Source organism: Psychromonas sp. psych-6C06, assembly GCF_002835465.1.
In the GTDB taxonomy this organism is placed as follows: domain Bacteria; phylum Pseudomonadota; class Gammaproteobacteria; order Enterobacterales; family Psychromonadaceae; genus Psychromonas.
The window spans coordinates 139,354-159,173 of record NZ_PIZM01000002.1 but is presented as its reverse complement, the minus strand read 5'-3'; the positions used below and the strand labels follow the sequence as shown (position 1 = coordinate 159,173).

16 protein-coding genes are annotated in these 19,820 nt (G+C 40.5%); 12 read left to right on the top strand and 4 right to left on the bottom strand.

Going from position 1 to position 19,820, the window contains the following annotated elements:
* The first annotated feature begins 9 nt into the window (after nt 1-9).
* Nucleotides 10-1,218, top strand: a complete 1,209-nt coding sequence (locus CW745_RS03805) for a uracil-xanthine permease family protein (protein ID WP_101107918.1) — start codon at nt 10-12, stop codon at nt 1,216-1,218.
* Between the two features lie 143 nt (nt 1,219-1,361).
* Here CW745_RS03805 and CW745_RS03800 read toward each other — a convergent pair whose 3' ends face one another.
* Nucleotides 1,362-1,595, bottom strand: coding sequence for a hypothetical protein (locus CW745_RS03800; protein WP_238596686.1), 234 nt, complete (start codon nt 1,593-1,595; stop codon nt 1,362-1,364).
* A 383-nt stretch (nt 1,596-1,978) separates the two neighbouring features.
* Between CW745_RS03800 and CW745_RS03795 the strand changes: the two genes are divergently transcribed.
* From CW745_RS03795 to CW745_RS03760, 8 genes are all read left to right on the top strand, one after another.
* Nucleotides 1,979-3,151: an efflux RND transporter periplasmic adaptor subunit gene (locus tag CW745_RS03795; RefSeq protein ID WP_101107196.1), complete on the top strand. Its 1,173-nt coding sequence runs from the start codon at nt 1,979-1,981 to the stop codon at nt 3,149-3,151.
* A gap of 1 nt (nt 3,152) precedes the next feature.
* Nucleotides 3,153-6,365 carry an efflux RND transporter permease subunit gene (locus tag CW745_RS03790; RefSeq protein ID WP_101107195.1) on the top strand — a complete coding sequence of 1,071 codons (3,213 nt, stop codon included), beginning with the start codon at nt 3,153-3,155 and terminating at the stop codon, nt 6,363-6,365.
* A gap of 10 nt (nt 6,366-6,375) precedes the next feature.
* Nucleotides 6,376-7,590, top strand: a complete 1,215-nt coding sequence (locus CW745_RS03785; RefSeq protein WP_101107194.1) for a UPF0149 family protein — start codon at nt 6,376-6,378, stop codon at nt 7,588-7,590.
* An 82-nt stretch (nt 7,591-7,672) separates the two neighbouring features.
* Complete coding sequence (locus CW745_RS03780) at nt 7,673-10,717, top strand: FAD-binding and (Fe-S)-binding domain-containing protein (protein WP_101107193.1); 3,045 nt, start codon at nt 7,673-7,675, stop codon at nt 10,715-10,717.
* An 18-nt stretch (nt 10,718-10,735) separates the two neighbouring features.
* Nucleotides 10,736-11,161, top strand: a complete 426-nt coding sequence (locus tag CW745_RS03775) for a hotdog fold thioesterase (protein WP_101107192.1) — start codon at nt 10,736-10,738, stop codon at nt 11,159-11,161.
* 16 nt (nt 11,162-11,177) lie between these two features.
* The gene (locus tag CW745_RS03770) at nt 11,178-12,020 is read left to right on the top strand and encodes a S1-like domain-containing RNA-binding protein (protein WP_101107191.1); all 843 of its coding nucleotides are present in this window, start codon (nt 11,178-11,180) and stop codon (nt 12,018-12,020) included.
* Nucleotides 12,021-12,082: 62 nt separating this feature from the next.
* Nucleotides 12,083-12,913, top strand: coding sequence for a UTP--glucose-1-phosphate uridylyltransferase GalU (gene galU / locus CW745_RS03765; protein ID WP_101107190.1), 831 nt, complete (start codon nt 12,083-12,085; stop codon nt 12,911-12,913).
* A gap of 381 nt (nt 12,914-13,294) precedes the next feature.
* Nucleotides 13,295-14,155, top strand: a complete 861-nt coding sequence (locus tag CW745_RS03760; protein ID WP_101107189.1) for a VPLPA-CTERM sorting domain-containing protein — start codon at nt 13,295-13,297, stop codon at nt 14,153-14,155.
* Nucleotides 14,156-14,221: 66 nt separating this feature from the next.
* Here CW745_RS03760 and CW745_RS03755 read toward each other — a convergent pair whose 3' ends face one another.
* From CW745_RS03755 to metG, 3 genes are all read right to left on the bottom strand, one after another.
* A complete protein-coding gene (locus tag CW745_RS03755; RefSeq protein WP_101107188.1) occupies nt 14,222-14,518 on the bottom strand; it encodes a hypothetical protein in 297 nt (98 codons plus the stop codon).
* Between the two features lie 54 nt (nt 14,519-14,572).
* Nucleotides 14,573-14,830 carry a hypothetical protein gene (locus CW745_RS03750; protein ID WP_101107187.1) on the bottom strand — a complete coding sequence of 86 codons (258 nt, stop codon included), beginning with the start codon at nt 14,828-14,830 and terminating at the stop codon, nt 14,573-14,575.
* Nucleotides 14,831-14,939: 109 nt separating this feature from the next.
* Nucleotides 14,940-17,000 (bottom strand): methionine--tRNA ligase, encoded by a 2,061-nt coding sequence (metG, locus tag CW745_RS03745; RefSeq protein ID WP_101107186.1) that lies wholly within the window; start codon nt 16,998-17,000, stop codon nt 14,940-14,942.
* 151 nt (nt 17,001-17,151) lie between these two features.
* On the opposite strand from metG, the gene apbC reads away from it, so the two are divergent.
* The 3 genes from apbC (at nt 17,152) to CW745_RS03730 (ending at nt 19,738) form a co-directional block, all read left to right on the top strand.
* Nucleotides 17,152-18,237, top strand: a complete 1,086-nt coding sequence (gene apbC, locus CW745_RS03740; protein ID WP_101107185.1) for an iron-sulfur cluster carrier protein ApbC — start codon at nt 17,152-17,154, stop codon at nt 18,235-18,237.
* A gap of 29 nt (nt 18,238-18,266) precedes the next feature.
* Nucleotides 18,267-18,518 carry a DUF2164 domain-containing protein gene (locus CW745_RS03735; protein ID WP_101107184.1) on the top strand — a complete coding sequence of 84 codons (252 nt, stop codon included), beginning with the start codon at nt 18,267-18,269 and terminating at the stop codon, nt 18,516-18,518.
* Nucleotides 18,519-18,604: 86 nt separating this feature from the next.
* Nucleotides 18,605-19,738 carry a hypothetical protein gene (locus tag CW745_RS03730; protein ID WP_101107183.1) on the top strand — a complete coding sequence of 378 codons (1,134 nt, stop codon included), beginning with the start codon at nt 18,605-18,607 and terminating at the stop codon, nt 19,736-19,738.
* The last annotated feature ends 82 nt before the right edge of the window (nt 19,739-19,820 follow it).

Below are 19,820 nucleotides of genomic sequence, written 5' to 3'. Positions count from 1 at the left end.
AATTTAAATATGCCTCAGCAAATATTAGCGGGCGGACAAATGCTTTTTGTCGCCTTTGGCGCATTAGTATTAATGCCGTTGATTACAGGGCTTGATCCCAATGTTGCACTGTTTACTGCTGGTATTGGCACATTACTGTTTCATTTAGTGACTAAAGGGCAGGTTCCAATATTCTTAGCCTCCTCTTTTGCCTTTGTGGCGCCAATTGCCTACGGTATTCAAACTTGGGGGATCCCAAGTACTATGTCCGGCCTATTTGTTGCGGGTTTGGTATATATGGTGATGGCCTATGCGGTCAAACTACGCGGAGTTGATTTTATTCATCGCTTATTACCGCCTGTCGTGGTTGGACCGGTTATCATGGTGATCGGTCTTGGCCTTGCACCAATGGCGGTAAACATGGCAATTGGTAAATCAGGTGACGGAAGTTTTGTATTAATCGAGCATAACACGGCATTAATTATCTCTATTTCTGCGTTGTTAACGACTTTACTGGTGTCAACATTAGCTAAAGGTGTCTTTAAATTAGTACCTATTTTTGCTGGTGTTATTGTCGGATATACGTTGTCGTTTTTTCTCGGTGTACTAGATTTCTCGCCGATTGCAGCTTCACCATGGTTGAGCATGCCTCAGTTTGTTGCTCCTGAGTGGAATTGGCATGCCATTCTATTTATGATCCCAGTTGCTATTGCGCCTGCTGTTGAGCATGTCGGTGATATTTTAGCGATCAGTAATGTTACCGGCAAAGACTTCCTGAAAAAACCAGGTTTACAACGCACCCTGTTTGGTGATGGTTTAGCAACCAGTGCTTCATCGTTATTTGGTGGACCACCCAACACAACTTACAGTGAAGTAACGGGTGCTGTGATGTTAACGCGTAACTTTAACCCTAAAATCATGATGTGGGCTGCAGTTATTGCCATCTGTTTAGCCTTTGTTGGTAAATTTGGTGCGGTGTTACAGACTATTCCGGTTGCGGTGATGGGGGGGATTATGATCTTACTATTTGGTACAATCGCTTCTGTTGGTTTGAATACCCTGATTCGCCATCAAGTTGATCTTTCTAACGCTAAAAACTTGTGTATTGTTTCAGTGACTTTAGTGTTTGGTATCGGTGGGATGGCATTTGGTTTTGGTAGTTTTAGCTTACAAGGCGTGAGCCTATGTGGCTTAATCGCGATTGCGATGAATCTACTGTTACCTAAGATAAAATCTTAATAATGAATTGAAACGTGGGCGGTTGAGCCTTTAAGTAGCTCTTTTCATAAGCTACTTAAAGGCTCAATCTAGCCCAATTATTGCTACCACATTAATAAATTATCTGTAATAGGCCCTATTGGGGAGCACCGTTTAGGCGTTTATTAAATTGACTTTTTAATTGGGATAGGGGTTGATAACGTTTGCAACAGCGTTATATTACAGGCAATACGTTTCGCGCAGGAGCTAAGGCATAGCTCTGCCACTTGTTGCTTTGATTCAGTCGTTAAACAACGGATCTCTGCCGCACATATCAAACCACTTTCAAATAAAAGCGCTAACTTTTCGCTACTTATTTCAAGTTGTACTACGTTTTGCAAATCGCCATGATGATACATAAGCCCGTCCTTTATTTGTGTAGTTTGCTGATCATAGTTGACGCATAAAAAAATCTTACTAATAGCGCGTGGTTGAGCTCGCCGCCAAAGTCACAACGAAGTTAGGAATTAAGATATCCAGCTAAACGGTATTAACTCCCATTTTTCAACCTTAGTGCCGAATAAGTGACGTGATATAACCGCTTTATTTTCGGTGCGCTTTGCGTTAAATGTTGAGCAATAACTCGATATTGCTATGATATTTGAAATGCTATAACGCCCCGTTAAGCCGCGTTAAGGTTAAATACAAACTCTAAATGATAATTACTATCATTTCAAATTTATTTTTATGCTTATTTGTTTGTTACACTGGCTTAATACTTTACCTACTTCAGGATAACCCCATGAATAAAAAACAGTTTATCTTACCGTTTCTTATATTACTTGCCAGTGTTGCGGGTTATTGGGGGACATTACAACTCAAGCACCCACCGAAAGAAAAAGCACAGGTAGATAACACGCCTTTAGTGACGGTTAAGGTGATTGAAAATAAAAGCGTTGATTTCTCAGTAGGCTCCTATGGCATCGTTAAAAGTGAGTTTGAAACGGATCTAGTTGCGCAAGTTAGTGGCGAAGTGGTGTATTTATCGAAAAAATTTGTCCGTGGTGGTTTTGTAAAAAAAGGCGAAGTGCTGGCTAAAATAGATGCCAGTGACTATGAAGCCGCTTTAATTGATGCCAGAGCCAATGTCGCCTCAGCACAAGCTGCTTTAGTGCTTGAAAAAGCACATGCTGATGTTGCTAAAGAACAATGGAGTAAGATTAAAGGTACTAAACCAACTGCATTGAGTTTACGAGAACCCCAGGTGGCACAAGAAAAAGCACGCTTATTATCTAGCCAAGCAGGACTAAAGCGAGCAAATAGAAATGTCGAGCGAACCATTATTCGTGCTCCTTATGATGCGTTAGTACATCGTCGTTCGGTATCACTAGGCTCCTACGTGAGTATCGGAATGGCACTTGGTCAAATATTTAGTACCGATATTGCCGAAATACGCTTGCCTGTACCTGATAGCGAAATGCAATACCTACAAAATCATGGCGATAACGCAAAGGTAATATTACAAGCGTTCATTGCAGGTGAAAACCATCAGTGGTCTGGTGTCGTGGTGCGAAATGAAGGCGTGATTGATGCGCAAAGCCACATGAACTACCTTGTTGCTCAAATAGAAGATCCCTATCAACTAAACAATAAAGTTGCTGAAAAATTACGCTTTGGTACCTATGTCACCGCGCTTATTAGTGGCGTTAAAATGGATAATATTGCCGTCATAGATCGTCACTTAATTACTAATGGACAAGTAGCCATTGCTGATCAGCAAAATAGATTACAGTTTCAAGCGATTAATATTGCTCGTATTTTAGATGGCAAAGCCTATATTAGCGAAAGCTTAAAAGAGGGCACTCAGCTCATTACTTCAGCGCTCGATTATCCAATTGTTGGTATGCCTTTGTTGATTAAAAAGCAGAGTAACGCAAAGCAAGCTGAGCTAGTTGAGTATAAGGCAGGTGAATAATATGTCTGAAAATCAACACTCAGCCACTCCAAGCCAATTAGCCTACAACGCTGAAACCATTCACACTGATGATATCGATGTTAATAAAGGCATTATCGCTTGGTTTGCACGTAATCCGGTCGCTGCCAACCTGCTGATGTTAATCATTTTGGTTGGTGGTTTATTAACTGCAAATACTATTCGTAAACAGTTTTTTCCGCAGGTTGATATCCATTGGATTGAACTTAGTGCGGTATATGCAGGTGCCGCTCCTAAAGAGGTCGAAGAGGGGATAACCATTAAAATTGAGGAAGCCTTAGAGGGTATTCAGGGGTTACGACGGGTTATTACGCGCTCTAATCAAAACATGATGTCGGGTTATATTCGTGTTGAAGATGATTATGATCCGAACTTGGTATTAGAAGAGATAAAAAATGAGATAGGTGCTATCGGAAGTTTTCCTGAGGGGATGGAAGAGGTTAAAGTTGAGCGCATTAAATTGCGCCAAGAAGTGATGTACATCAGCTTGTATGGTGACTTAGATACAAGGCAACTCAAAGATATCGGTAATGAGATTCACGATGAAATTAAACAGTTAACAGGGGTTAATATTACCGAATTTTATGGCGGCTTAAATTATGAAATTGCAGTAGAAGTCAGCAAAGACAAACTCAGAAAGTTTGGACTCACCTTCAATGAAGTCGCCGATGCCATTCGCGGTTTTTCTCAAAATATGTCTGCGGGGCAGATCCGCGCTGAAAATGGGTTTATCAATTTACGCATTCAAAACCAAGCCTATATTGGTCGTGAATTTGAAATGCTACCTGTTTTAACCATGAAAGACGGCAGTAAATTATTGCTCAGAGATGTTGCTGAGATTAAAGATACGTTTGAACAAGGTATCCAATATTCAAAGTTTAATGGTAAAAATTCAGTTACTTTTTTCATTGGTGCATCGAATAATCAAAGCATTACCGATGTCGCTAAAATTGTGCATCGTTATGTTGGTAATAAACAACAAAAGCTACCAGCAGGATTACATTTAGAAACTTGGGTTGATATGACCTATTACCTACAAGGGCGTTTAGATTTAATGCTCGATAGCATGAAAAGTGGTGCAATATTAGTGTTTGTACTATTAGCACTATTTTTGCGTGTGCGTTTAGCATTTTGGGTGATGATGGGCTTACCTATCTGTTTCTTGGGCACCTTACTGTTGATGCCAACGGCAATGATCGATGTCACCATCAATGTGATCAGTTTATTTGCCTTTATTTTAGTGCTGGGGATTGTCGTTGATGATGCGATTGTCATGGGCGAAAGCGCTCATGAGGAGTGTGAGCGTAAAGGGCATCACATCGACAATGTGATTCGTGGTGTTAAACGTGTTGCAATGCCAGCCACCTTTGGTGTGTTAACCACTATCGCCGCTTTTTTACCAATTACCCTCGATGATGGGCCTAGCTCTGCTTTTGGTAAAGCAATTGGCTTTGTAGTGATCCTTTGTCTTATCTTTTCATTAATAGAATCAAAGCTTATTTTGCCTGCCCATCTTGCCTCGATGAAAGCACGAAAAGTAGTTGCCAAAGGCTCTAATAATCCACTTGACTGGTTACGTAATGTGACAAATTTTCTGCAAAAAAAGGTCGATACAGGGTTGCAATTTTGTATCCATAACCTCTATTTACCCACGCTACAAAAGGCACTGCGTTATCGCTATACAGTGATCACTTTATTTATTGCTTTATTAGTACTCTGCGCTGGACTTTATCAAGGTGGCTTGGTTCGTTATATCGGTCAGCCTAAAATACCACAAGACTTTCCGCGCGTGAGTATTGAGATGACCTTAAACTCCTCTGAGCAAGCGACCTTAGATGCAGCTTTAATTGTGGAACAAACCATTGAAAAAGTAGAGCTACAGTTAGTTGAAAAATATGGTCAAAAGATGATTTCTGATACGCAAGTAGAGCTAAAAGGGCGCGCCCGCGCAGAGGTGATGTTAAAACTGGTTGATCCAGAATTACGCCCCATTGATACCTTTGAATTAGCTGCTTTATGGCGTGCTTCGTTTCCTAAAATTGCGGGTATTAAAGAGTTAAAGGTACAAGATAACCTGTTTGGTAATGGTCGAGACGATGGCGATGTCAGCTTTCGTTTACAGGGTAAAAGTGCTGAACAGCTATTAGCTGTTTCTAATCAGTTGGTGGACAAATTAAACAGTCTGCAAGGTGTTTCTGATGTGGCGAATAGCCATGAATCGAGTACCCGAGAAGTACAATTTTCCTTAAAGCCATTAGCCTATAGCCTTGGGCTGACTCTGCGAGAAATAGCTACGCAGGTAAACCATAGCTTTTATGGGTTAGAAGTGCAGCGGTTGCTACGCAATGGCGAAGAGGTAAAAGTAATGCTTCGTTACCCTGAAGCACAACGAAATTCGATCAGCCTTGTTGCCAATACATTGATTCATTTACCCGATGGTGTAGAAGTGCCTCTCTCTGAAGTCGCTGATATTATCGTTACCGAAGGCCTTAATAAAATTCGTCGAGAAAATGGTCGCCGAACCATTACGGTTTGGGCTGCGGTAGACGCTGAGCAAGTTGAGCCTTTTAAGCTTGCAAAAGATATTCGTGATAATTATTTACCGGAATTATTAAAGCAATACCCGCAAGTACAAATGAAATTATCAGGTAAAATTCAAGAAGAGCTTGAAAGTGCGGATACACAGTTACGCAATTTTGTATTGTCGTTGCTTATTATTTATAGCTTATTGGCAATTCCGCTAAAATCATACGCGCAACCACTCATGATTATGGCGATCATTCCCTTTGGTATCATTGGCTCCATCGCAGGACACATGTTATTTAACTTAGACCTAAGCATGCTTTCTTTGTTTGGTATTATTGCTGCCGCTGGTGTGGTAGTGAACGATTCCCTGGTAATGGTTGATTACATTAATATTGCGAGACGACAGGGCGTTAAAATAAGCGATGCTGTTGTACAAGCCGGTAAACGGCGTTTCAGAGCGATATTAATTACATCACTGACCACTTTTGTTGGTTTAATGCCTATCATGGCGGAAACGAGCATGCAGGCTCAAATGGTGATCCCAATGGCGGTGTCTTTAGCATTTGGGGTGTTGTTTGCCACTGTTGTGACGTTACTGTTAATCCCTTGCTTGTATATTATGATTGAAGACATTAAAACCTTACCCAGCAGGGCCAAAGGTTATTTATAAGGAAAAAACAATGCTCTCTAGTGCAAAAATACGTGCCGAAACCATCAAATTTTCGGCACTATCGTCCTTGCAACCGGACTATTATTTTATTCAAGGATATATCATGGGGATTGGCGCTAACCCTTATATGATTCCTCCCTCACAATGGGTAAGCGATCTATTTGGTGAGATATGCATCAGAGAAGATGAAAATGATGGTATGCAAGCACTGATGCAGCTTAATAATCAACAGATGGAAAAAATTCTTGAGTTAGATATTAAGCTACCTGCAAAGTGTGTGCTGTCTAAAAACGACTTTGAGGCGTCTCTCGCACCTGATGCTCCTTTACCCAATTGGTGCTTAGGGATGCTAAAAGCGCTAAAGTGGATAGATAAAGCAGAGCTTACAGGCTCTCAGCGAGATGAGCTGACACTTACTGATTACTACTTAAAGACCTTCAGTAGTTTGGAAAAAGTAAAGCAGATCCGTTGTTTGCAAGATGATTATCAGCAAGAAGCACATCGCGCCAAACGATTGTTATCAACCTATATCAATAACCTGATTTACGTAATGCGTTTCGAGCAAGAAAGTGACCAAGACGATAACCAACAAAGTGAACAAGAAAATCAGTTTGAAGAGATGATGCGTTTTGTGATGACCGAATCGAATCCGCTGGTTGATCAAACCATTGAGACGATGATCAGAACCTTTGAAAGCCAACATAACCAAGACTACCTCACACAACAGAAGGGGCATATTTGGTTTGATCCAGAAGCGCGCCCTTATATGATGTTGCGTGCTCGACGCGCACAGCTTAATTTTGAGCGCGGTGATTTGCCGGCTGCGATTGACGAGCTACAACTGTTACTTGAGTTAAACCCTAACGATAATCAGGCTAATCGCTATCCATTAGCTAACTATTTAATCATTGAAAAACGCTGGCAGGCACTGGCGAACTTGTTGGCTGACTATGATGAACCGAGTACTTTTATGCTCGCGAGTAAAGCGTTGATGCTGTTTACTGAGCAGGGGGACAGCAGTGAAGCAAGAGCGGTAAAAAAACGACTTAAAAAACAAAATAAACATCTAGAAAAATACTTAACGGGACAAGCGAAAGCGCCGAAAGAAAATCCGCCCATGTACACGCAGGGCGATAAAAGCGAGGCGATTATTTACCTTTCACTGGCGGGCAAAGAAACTTGGCGCTCCGTCGATGGCGCGTTGTTTTGGCTAAGAAGAAAATAGCGGTAATCCCTTAAAATGTGATATTATACGTACCTATTTTATTCCGCTACTCTTAGCAATTAATGGACTAGGTGCGTTCAGTATGATTCCAACTTTAAGCCACAATGAAAATATCAAGCAAGATTATTTTGCCTTCTTAAAAGCTTTACTCGATTCAAGTTACAACGGGGAAATTTCGAAAAGTTATGCAAGCCGTTTAGCGGTAGCAACCGATAACAGTGTTTATCAATGCTTACCTCAGGCGATTATTTTTCCTAAGTCGACCCAAGATATCGTTGAAATTTGCAAACTTGCACAGTCTGAAGAGTTTTCTGATATTCGCTTTTCACCGCGTGGTGGCGGCACTGGTACTAATGGCCAATCGTTAACTGATGGTATTGTTTTAGACCTGTCTAAGTTCATGAATAATATCCTTGAGTTGAATGCCGATGAAGGTTGGGTTCGAGTTCAAACCGGTGTCGTCAAAGATCAGCTAAATGCTTATCTTAAACCGCATGGCCTATTTTTCTCTCCTGAGCTTTCCACCAGTAATCGCGCCACAATTGGTGGCATGATCAGCAATGATGCCTCGGGTCAAGGCTCACTGGCGTACGGCAAAACAAGTGATCATGTCTTAGCGCTTCAATCGGTATTAATCAATGGTGAAGTCTTAGACAGTGCACCGATTGCAGGTGAAGCCTTAGTCAACGAAAGTGAGCGTGATGATGCCATTGGTGCTATTTATCGTCAGGTGATTGCAACCAGTGAATCTAAACAGGCGCAAATCGAAGCGGGCTTTCCAAAGTTAAACCGTTTCTTAACCGGTTATGATTTAAAACATGTTTACGATGTAGAAACGGGGACGGTTGATCTATCGCGCATTCTATGTGGCTCAGAGGGCTCATTAGCGTTCATCACAGAAGCTAAACTGCATGTGCAAAAAATCCCAACCTACCGCACACTGTTTAACGTAAAATACGATAGCTTCCAGTCTGCGCTTAAAAATGCGCCATTTTTGGTTGAAGCGAATGCACTCTCTGTTGAGACCGTTGATTCTACGGTACTCAATTTAGCGAAAAAAGATATTGTCTGGCATAGCGTTAGCGAACTGATCACCGATGTACCTAATAAGGTGATGGATGGTATTAATATCGTTGAATTTGTCGAAGAAGATGCAGCGATTCAAGCGCAAAAAGTGGCTGTTTTAACGGAAAAATTAGATCAACTTATTGCCTCAAATGAAGCAGGGGTGATCGGATATCAAATCTGTGACCAGCTTGCCGACATCAATAAAATTTATGGCATGCGTAAAAAAGCGGTAGGCCTTCTAGGTAACACTGCAAACAGCGCTAAACCCGTTGCTTTTGCTGAAGATACCTGTGTACCGCCTGAACACCTTGCTGATTACATTAACGAATTCCGTCAATTGTTGGACGATCAAGGGCTACATTACGGCATGTTTGGACATGTTGATGCTGGTGTACTACATGTTCGTCCTGCATTAGACCTTTGCGACCCGCAACAAGAAGTCTTGATGCGTGAAATTTCTGACAAAGTAGTTGCCCTGACCGCTAAATATAAAGGCTTGATGTGGGGAGAGCACGGTAAAGGATTCCGAAGTGAATACGGCCCTGAGTTTTTTGGTGAAGAGTTATTTACTGAGCTACGAAAAATAAAAACCGCATTTGACCCACATAACCGCGTTAACCCTGGGAAAATATGTACGCCACTCGATTCAAGCGAGCAGTTAGTCAGTGTCGACGCAGTAAAACGTGGTACCTTTGATCGACAAATTCCGATTGAGGTACGTGAAAGTTATACCCAAGCCCTAGATTGTAACGGTAATGGTTTATGTTTTAACTACGATACTAAGTCACCGATGTGCCCGTCTGTGAAAGTAACTAGCGATCGTGTGCACTCGCCTAAGGGGCGTGCAGGTTTAATGCGCGAATGGTTACGCCAACTAGCGAACAATGATATTGATGTTTTACAGCTAGAGAGCGATCAATACGCCGGTAAAAATGCCAGTGTGTTTACCAAATTTAAAAATAGCCTTGCAAAAAACAAAGGTGAATATGATTTCTCCCATGAAGTGATGGAAGCGATGCAGGGCTGTCTGGCTTGTAAAGCCTGCACGAGCCAATGTCCTATTCAAGTTGATGTACCGACCTTCCGTGCGCGATTTATGTTCTTATATCATGGCCGTTACCTGCGTCCATTAAAAGACTACTTCGTTGCCTATGTTGAACAATACGCGCCGTTGATGGGCAAGATGCCACGTTTCTTTAACTTCTTCATGAAGATGAAATTAACTGCCGCTTTAACTGAAAAATTTGTGGGTATGGTTGATATTCCTCTACTTTCAGCACCGACATTAAAAGCATCACTTAAAAAACAAACCATTACAGAGTTTGATTTAGAAAAACTACAGGCATTAACGCCGATAGAACGTGAAGGTTATGTATTAGTCGTGCAAGACCCATTCACCACCTATTATGATGCCGATGTCGTACGTGATTTGATGTTAACAATCAAAAAAGTCGGATATAAGCCGGTTCTATTACCTTTTAAACCTAATGGTAAGCCACAGCATATTAAAGGTTTCCTCGATAAGTTTGCTAAAACAACCAAAGACTCGGCAGAGTTTCTAAACGAGATGGCTACCTTAAATATTCCTATGGTAGGGACTGATCCTGCGATGGTGCTTTGTTACCGTGATGAGTACAAACATGCATTAGGTAAACAGCGTGGTCAATTTAATGTGCAACTTTTCCAAGAATGGTTATTGCCACGCTTAAAAGGTGAAGCGAAAGCATTAGGTGATAAACAGTTCTACTTATTTGGTCACTGTACCGAGAAAACAGCTGAGCCAACATCAGCTAACGATTGGACTAAAATCTTCAACCATTACGGCGCAAAATTTAATGATGTCGCTGTTGGTTGTTGTGGTATGGCTGGCACATTTGGTCATGATGCGGGTAAAGTTGAACAGTCTAAAGCGATTTATAGTTTGAGCTGGGAAGCAGAAATAGCTAAACGTGAGCGCAGCCAATGCTTGGCAACAGGATATTCCTGTCGTAGCCAAGTCAAACGGATTGAAGGCGAAGTGTTGAAACATCCTGTCCAAGCGTTATTAGAAATCCTTTAATTGGTTATGAGGTGATTGATGTCAATTTGGAAAAAAGATAGCTCGTTAGTAAGGCTTAACAAGATAAGTGAAAACACCATTATCTCGTTAATTGGTATCGAATATACCCAAATTGGTGACGACTATTTACAGGCAACGATGCCCGTTGACAGTCGTACCCATCAACCACATGGTCTATTACATGGTGGTGCTTCGGTGGTACTCGCAGAAACCTTGGGTAGCGTCGCGGGTAACCTTGCCGTTGCTGAAAATAAAGTATGTGTTGGGCTTGAGGTGAACGCTAACCATCTACGTAGTGAAAAAAGTGGTATTGTCACCGGAAGAGCCACTGCGATCCGATTAGGACGTACCGTTCAGGTATGGCAGATCGATATAAAAAATGAAAAACAGCAATTGGTTTGTACCTCGCGTTTAACGCTTGCAGTCATCGATCGCCCTCAATAAATTAAAGAGAAATATTATGATAAAAATTGGTGCTTATAACGAACTTAAGATCATTAAACAGGTAGACTTTGGCTTTTACCTTGATGGATTTGAAGAGGGAGAAATATTATTACCGCGTCGCTATGCAACGGACGAGATGCAGATTGGAGATCGCATTAATGTATTTTTATATTTTGATTCAGAAGACCGCCTTATTGCTACAACACAGCGTGCTAAAGCAGAAGTTAATAAATTTTCTTCATTAAAGGTGATCGATACCAATAGAGCTGGCGCGTTTTTAGATTGGGGACTACCTAAAGATTTGTTAGTGCCTTTTAATCAACAAAAAATTCCAATGAAACAAGGCTATGGTTACATCGTTTATGTCTATCAAGATGATATTAGTGAGCGTTTGGTCGCTTCTTCAAAACTGGATCGCTTTTTAGATAACGAGCCTGCTAATTATCGCGTTGGTGACAAAGTTGAGCTGTTAATTGCCGATAAAACCGATTTAGGTTTTAAAGCGATCATTAATGATAAACATTGGGGCGTGTTGTTCGAAAGCGAAGTTTTTGGTGAGATGGGCATCGGTAAACAGTGCAAAGGGTTTATCAAACAGATCCGTGAAGATGGCAAAATTGATGTCGGTTTAACTAAAGTTGGCTATGCCAAGGTCGATGCACTTGCTGAGCGTATATTACAAAGTTTAAAACAGAATGATGGTTTTTTACCTCTACATGACAAAAGTAGCCCAGATCAAATAGCTAAAATCTTGAAGATGAGTAAAGCGAACTTTAAGAAATCGATTGGACAGTTATACCGTAAAAAGCTGATCAACATAGAAAATAATGGCATTCGTATCAATGAACAAGGTGCGTAAAACATAAAAAAATGATATTTTATGGCGCATAAATTTCAATAAAATTAGATAAGTAGAGACTCATGATTAAAAAATGTTTATTTCCAGCTGCAGGTTACGGTACACGCTTTTTACCGGCGACTAAGTCTATGCCTAAAGAGATGATGCCGATCGTTAATAAACCTTTAATTGAGTTTGGTGTTGATGAAGCATTAGAAGCAGGCATGACTGGTATGTGTATTGTCACAGGCCGTGGTAAGCACTCACTAATGGATCACTTTGATTTAAATTACGAATTAGAGCACCAAATCAGTGGTACAGCGAAAGAAGACAAGCTCAAAGATATTCGCTCTATTATGGAAAGCGCTAGCTTTACTTTTATTCGTCAACGTGAAATGAAAGGCTTAGGTCATGCTATTTTAACTGGTAAACAGCTGGTGGGTGATGAACCCTTTGCTGTTGTATTAGCTGACGATATGTGTGTAAAAGATGGTGCCGATGATGGCGTGTTAGCGCAAATGGTCGCCTTATATAACCAATTTCGTTGCTCAATTGTAGCAGTGGAAGAGGTGCCAGATGAAGAAACACATAAATATGGCGTTATCAAAGGTGAGATGATTAAAGATGATATCTTCCGTGTCGATGATATGGTTGAAAAACCAGAGCCGGGCACTGCACCGAGTAATATGGCTATTATCGGTCGTTATATATTAACGCCTGATATTTTCGATATTCTTGAAGAGACTGCACCGGGTAAAGGTGGTGAAATCCAAATTACCGATGCGTTATTACAACAAGCAAAATCAGGTTGTGTATTAGCTTACAAATTTAAAGGTAAACGCTTCGACTGTGGCAGTGTGCCTGGTTATATCGAGGCAACGAACTTTGTTTACGATAATATGTACGAAGAATAATAATTCCTGCAAATTAATTGATGGCTGATCTATTTTACCGTTTTAAAAACCTTGCTTCTTCGTTATTGTTTCATAGGGTCATAGGGTCATAGGTATATAGATCAACTTTCGACTTTAGTTAATTCATGTTATTGCTGAAAGTTAGTTTATTTATTTAATTCGATTTGTATCTATTAGCCAGCAAACAGTAATACCCTTTTAAATCCCAACTATGTTGGGATTTTTTTTGTCGGTTTCTTTTACGGTTTTATAGTTTTTAGACGCAAGGATTCATTAACATGTTGTTTATAATGGGTTTTGTATTCTGGCATTAAAATTGCTTAAAGGTTGCTTAAGTGCAGATGTCCATAGCACAAGATTATATATATGAAAGGGAAGTTGATGAATATTTTTACAAAAGCAATCACGATCGCAAGCCTAGCGACAATTAGCACATTTGCTACTGCAGGGCCTATCGATTTAGGTGCAACTGACGGCTACACAATGTTAGCGGTAGGTACACCTTGGACTGGTCGCTCTGGTGGTTTTTTACAATTAGGATCTGAAGCTGAAATTTTTGGTAATGTCGGTGCTCGTGGAGATTTACAACTTGCAGCAGGAGCAAAAATACACGGTAATGCAGATGGTGGACATATCACAATTGGTGCTGGCGCTTCTATTAATGGCAATCAAACTACACTTTCAGAGCCGACTTGGCAGGGCTTATATAACGATATTGCAAATGCATCAAATATAGCGGCCGCAATGAATGGCTTAAATTACTCAAGCATTACTGAAACCACGACCTTTCAAGCTTACGATACAACCTCTGTGTTTAATATCGATGGTGAATTAAATCTTGCTTCTGGTGAGTCGCTGACATTAAGTGGCGATGCTGACTCAATGGCGGTTGTTAACATCAGTAGTGGCTTTATGTTGGGCTCTGGTGCTTCTATCTTTTTAGAAGGCTTTGAAGCTGATAACGTTGTTTTTAACTTCACTGGTGGTGGTCATGTCGATTACGTTGCATTTGGTGGTTCTGAGCTTTCTGGTACGTTTATCGGTGCGGATATGTTTTTCCAAATGGGTGATGGAGCAACACTTAACAACACGCGTTTCTTAATGGGTGGCTCAATTGCAAATGTTCAAGTAGTTAAACCTGGAGAGCCGGTTGTCCCTCCAACGGGAGTACCTGCTCCAGCTTCTGTTTGGTTAATGTTAATGGGGCTTATTGGTATGGCGCTTATTCGTCGTAAAGCGTAACCTCAGAGAATTTTATACATTAAAAAGCCCATCTCGATGGGCTTTTTGTTGCCTAAAATTTATGTTTTAAATGAAGGCTGCTGTAAACATTAACATGACAGCGGTAACGCCAAACACGGCACCGAGCTTCAAACCAAATCGTTTATCTTCGTTAATACTCTTTTGATACTCTTCAAAGGAGCTGATATTTCCCCAAGACATCGCTAAAATGCAACCTAAAAGCAGTACTACATAGCCGTATGAGAAGATATAGTTACTGTGGGCATCGGCACCCGAAAAACTATTTCCAAATAGAAAGTGTAGGTATGAAATGGCAATTAACCCAGTAAATAAGCCAACCGTTGCTAAGCAATACTTTTTCATTGTTGGAGAGATCCTTTATTTGATTTTGTCGTCGCTCTCCATTCTAACAGAAAATCAAGGGGACTCCTGTTGATTTGCTGCTTCATTATTACGTTTCACACGTTCATTTATTTCTGTTTTAACTAACTCTCGAAGTTCATATAGATCTTCCAATGAAATCTCTGTGATATGAATTGAACCAAAAATACGTTTTTCAATTAAATCTTCTTCAGCGCATTGAGAGTGCGCCACACCGCGACTAGGTATTGAGATTGGTTTCCCTAGATGATCATTTTCATCAAATACTTCTTTCTGGCAAAACATACAACGCATAACGATATCCTTATTAACTGAGATTAACGCTATAAAGTGTAGCCTTGAAACAAAAAAGCGCTTGTTAACTCGGTGGTTAACAAGCGCTTTCTATGACTATGGCGTTGTTTTACATGATTCGCTGACCAGGTTTTGCACCATCGTCAGGGTTTAAGATATGGATCTCTTTGCCACCAGGACCCGCCGCTAATACCATGCCCTCTGATAAGCCAAACTTCATTTGGCGTGGTGCAAGGTTTGCTACCATCACGGTCAATTTACCTTGTAACTCTTCAGGTGTATAAGCTGACTTAATTCCTGCAAACACCGTGCGCGTTTCACCACCTAAATCAAGGGTTAACTTAAGTAGTTTATTCGCCTTTGGCACATGCTCCGCTTTTGCGATTAAGGCAACACGTAAATCTGTTTTTGCAAACGTATCAAAATCAATTTCTGGTGCGAGTGGCTCTTTATCTAGCTCTGATTTAGAAGCTTCAAGCTCCGCAGCTGCAACGGCCGCTTTAGCTGCTTTGTCTGCTTCAATGCTATCTTTAGAGCTTTCAACCATCGCTTCGACCTGTTTAACATCGATGCGTTGGAATAATGCTTTGAATTTGTTGATCTGATGACCTTCAAGAGGTGTTTTAATGCTCTCCCAGCAGAGTGTTTCATTTAAGAATGCTTCACTACGCTCAGCCAGTTTTGGCATAATAGGTTTAAGGTAAGTCATCAATACACGGAATAGGTTGATACCCATTGAGCAGATAGCTTGAACTTCTAACTCTTTACCTTCCTCCTTCGCTAATGCCCAGGGTGCTTGCTCATCGATATATTTATTCGCCAGATCAGCCAGTGCCATGATTTCACGAATAGCACGCGCAAATTCACGATTCTCAAATTGCTCGGCAATCGAATCACTTGCATCAATAAACTGTTGATAAAGCGCAGGCTCAGCAACTGCTTGTGATAACTGACCATCATATTTTTTAGCAATAAAACCCGCTGTGCGTGAAGCAAGATTAACTAACTTATTCACAACATCGGTATTTACGCGTTGTGAGAAGTCTTCAAGGTTTAAGTCTAAATCAGCAACGCGTGAAGTGAGCTTTGCTGCATAGTAATAACGTAAACATTCCGGGTCTAAATTTTCTAAGTAAGTGCTCGCTTTAATGAAAGTCCCTTTAGATTTAGACATTTTTTCGCCGTTTACATTAACGTAACCGTGAACATGAACGCCTGTTGGTTTACGGAAACCTGCACCTTCAAGCATTGCAGGCCAAAATAGACCGTGGAAGTTGATAATGTCTTTACCGATGAAATGGTGTAACTCAGCGGTGCTGTCAGTTTTCCAGTAATCATCAAAATTTAAGCCCTCTGTGCGATCACACAGGTTTTTAAAGCTGCCCATGTAGCCAATCGGGGCATCCATCCAAACATAAAAGAACTTACCTGGTGCATCTGGAATTTCAAAACCAAAATAAGGGGCGTCACGAGTGATATCCCAACCTTTTAATCCACTTTCAAACCATTCAGCTAGCTTATTTGCCACTTCGCTTTGTAGCGCGCCTGATTTGGTCCAAATTTTTAACATATCTTCGAACTGTGGCAGGTCAAAAAAGAAGTTTTCAGTATCTTTCATGACAGGTGTTGCTTCAGAAACAACAGATTTAGGGTTAAGCATCTCAATCGGGCTATAGGTCGCGCCACACACATCGCAGTTGTCGCCGTATTGGTCTTCTGCCTTACATTTCGGGCAAGTGCCTTTTACAAAACGATCGGCTAAAAACATCTCTTTTTCAGGATCGTATAAACGTGAAACCACTTTTTTGGTGATGTAATCATTATCACGCAAGCTGAGGTATATCTGTGATGATAACGCTTTGTTTTCTTCGGAGTGTGTAGAGTGGTAGTTATCAAAACTAATGTTAAAACCAGAAAAATCTTTTTCGTGTGAAGCTTGCACATCTGCAATGAGTTGCTCTGGGGTGATCCCCATCTCTTGTGCTTTAAGCATTATCGCTGTGCCGTGCGCATCATCGGCACAAACAAAGTGGATATTATTACCACGTAAACGTTGGAAGCGAACCCAAATGTCTGCTTGTACATGCTCAAGCATATGCCCTAAATGGATGGGGCCATTTGCATAGGGGAGGGCGCAAGTAACAAGGATATTACGATCTTGATTAGCCATTTTATGGTTATTCCTATTTTAGCTGTGGACTATTTTTTAAGGGGATAATTCTACCCAATTCAACCCATAAAGCCCACTCCTAAATTGAGGATGAAATAGCGCAGGTATTTGTTAAACTGATATCCTGCTCCCTCCCATCAACAGGATTGTTATGTTATTTAAAAAAACCAGTACCGTTGACAAAATTATCGCGCAGCTAAGTGATGCTGATAATGACGCATTACTTAAAAAATTGCAGCAAGATAAACGTATAAGCTTTGATGAAAAGTCAGTAACACTGACCGTTAATCTGCCTTTTTATGCGCCTAGCTGGTTAGCGCAACTACAACAAAAAAATAGCGACAAAATAACGGCGCTTTTAGCACAACCTTTAAACTGGGTTATTAATTACGATATTGTTGCCCTACAAAGCGCAGGCAGTAAAACAGCATTAGCTAACATAAAAAATATTATTGTTGTGGCATCGGGGAAGGGAGGCGTCGGAAAATCAACGGTGAGTGTTAATTTAGCGTTAGCGTTATCTAAAAATGGCGCCAAAGTAGGCATGTTAGATGCCGATATTTATGGGCCTTCATTGCCCACGTTATTAGGTGTTAAAGATGCGCAACCAAGCACTGCTGATGGTAAGCTAATGTTGCCGATAGAAGCGCACGGTATTGTTTGTAATAGTATTGGTTTTTTAGTGGCAGAAGCTGATGCGATGATTTGGCGTGGCCCAATGGCCAGTAAAGCGTTACAACAAGTGTTAAATGAAACAGCATGGCCAGCGCTTGATTACTTAGTTGTCGATATGCCTCCAGGGACGGGGGATATTCAATTAACTATGTCGCAACATGTACCGATAAGTAGTGCCGTGATTGTGACAACACCTCAAGATGTTGCGCTGATTGATGCTAAAAAAGGGGTAACCATGTTCAATAAAGTGGATACCCACATATCCGGTATTATTGAAAATATGAGTCTTTTTACCTGCTCAGCTTGTGGGCACAGTGAAGCAATATTTGGCACTGGTGGAGGCGAACAATTAGCTGCGCAATTCTCACTGCCATTTTTAGGTAAACTCCCGTTGCATATCAATTATCGACAAGATAGCGATCAAGGGGTGCCAACGGTCAGCAAATGCGAACAAAATACGTTAGTCGAACCCTACCTTGCGTTAGCTGAAACACTTGCCATTAATTTATATAAAGATTTACAACCAGCAAGTCAGCAAATCAATATTACCGAATTAAAATAGACTCAATCATCATTTATAACGGAGCAAACATGGCAAACATTCAATTTTCAGCGGATCAAAAAATAAGATTAGTCACTGAGATTCAACGCTATTTCGACAAAGAGCTGGATCAAGAGATTGGTGATTTTGATGCGGAATTTTTATTAGATTTTTTCAGTGAAAAAGTCGGGGGTGTTTATTACAACCAAGGTTTGAATGATGCGCGACGTTTACTCGATGAAAAGTTAGATACCATCACAGAATCCTTTTATGAGTTAGAAAAGGTGACCGAGTTTGATTAAATAGGGCAATAAGGCGATAAATAGTAGGAAAAAATGAATTCCCTAGTAACATACTCTGTTTCTAATCCAATAGACTGAATTTTATAATGAAAACAATAAACTTAGAGAAAATTAGCGAGCACTTAAGCGCCCTATTTATTGCACTCAGTAGTATAGGTGTTATCGCGTTATTTTTTATTCAAATAAGCTTTTTGTTGGCTATTTCTATTTTTGTATATCTTGGATGGTTACTTTTGTGTGCGCTACTTTACGCAGTCGCTAACCACTTTAAACATAAAAACAGTACTGAATTTGATTTTTATAAAGTAGCTGAGCCGTTAGGTAGACAGGAACGTCGTAAAAAACAAAATATTGAAGAGCGCGTTGCGATTCATATCGATGAAGATGGCTTGGATCCAATGGTACTATTTAATGAAGAAAAATCAGGTGTCGAGTCGATTATCACCCTGTCTCATGTTAATGAAAGCGATCAGCTGTCTGTGTTACTTGGTGAGTTAAATGTTGATATTGAGCAACAAGGTACTCCGATTGCTGGACAAACATTAATGGAAATAAGTTATCAACAAGAGGTTGGTTATTATCGAGTTAGTGAAGGTTATGAAGCGATTCAAGCCGATTTTGCTTTTCCTGCAAATACAGGAGCCTTATATGAACAAGCATCAACTGCAATTAAACGTTTGTTATCAGAACATCCTGCAATTAAGGTTACCAAAATTAATGTGACCAATTATCAAGCGATGCAAAAGTTTTATCACTATGTGAAACGTTTGAGTGCACCTGAAAATCGTAGCGTTGATTACCTCTCTTATTGCCAAGGCACTTTAAAAATATGTAATACCTCTTACGTTGAATTATATGATTGTACGTTGCAGAGTACGCTTACTTCATGGATAAACCAAGATGGGTTAATTCGTACAGATAATGTTGATGCGGATTTATCAGGTGGAAATATTTTGCAGTTGATGGATATTGAATTACCATATCCAGCTTGTAGATTAATTGATATTCAGATCGTGAACCCTGAATTAACGCAAGAAAATGCGGTTAAGTTATATTTCACACTAGCAGAGTTAGTTGATGATGAGTTAACAGATCGTGTCAGTGGTTTAAGTTTAATTATGAAAGATGCCAGCATTTCAATTAAACGTGATGAACAATTCGACGATGAACTGCTGTCAGTTGAAGCTTACTTTAAACAGAAGAGTTATCCCGCTTTTTAATTTAGGCACAACACCTCTATTCATAGCAAAATAATGAAAGGGCGAACTGTCTTACTTGTTAAAATGCATCCTACCCTGTTGT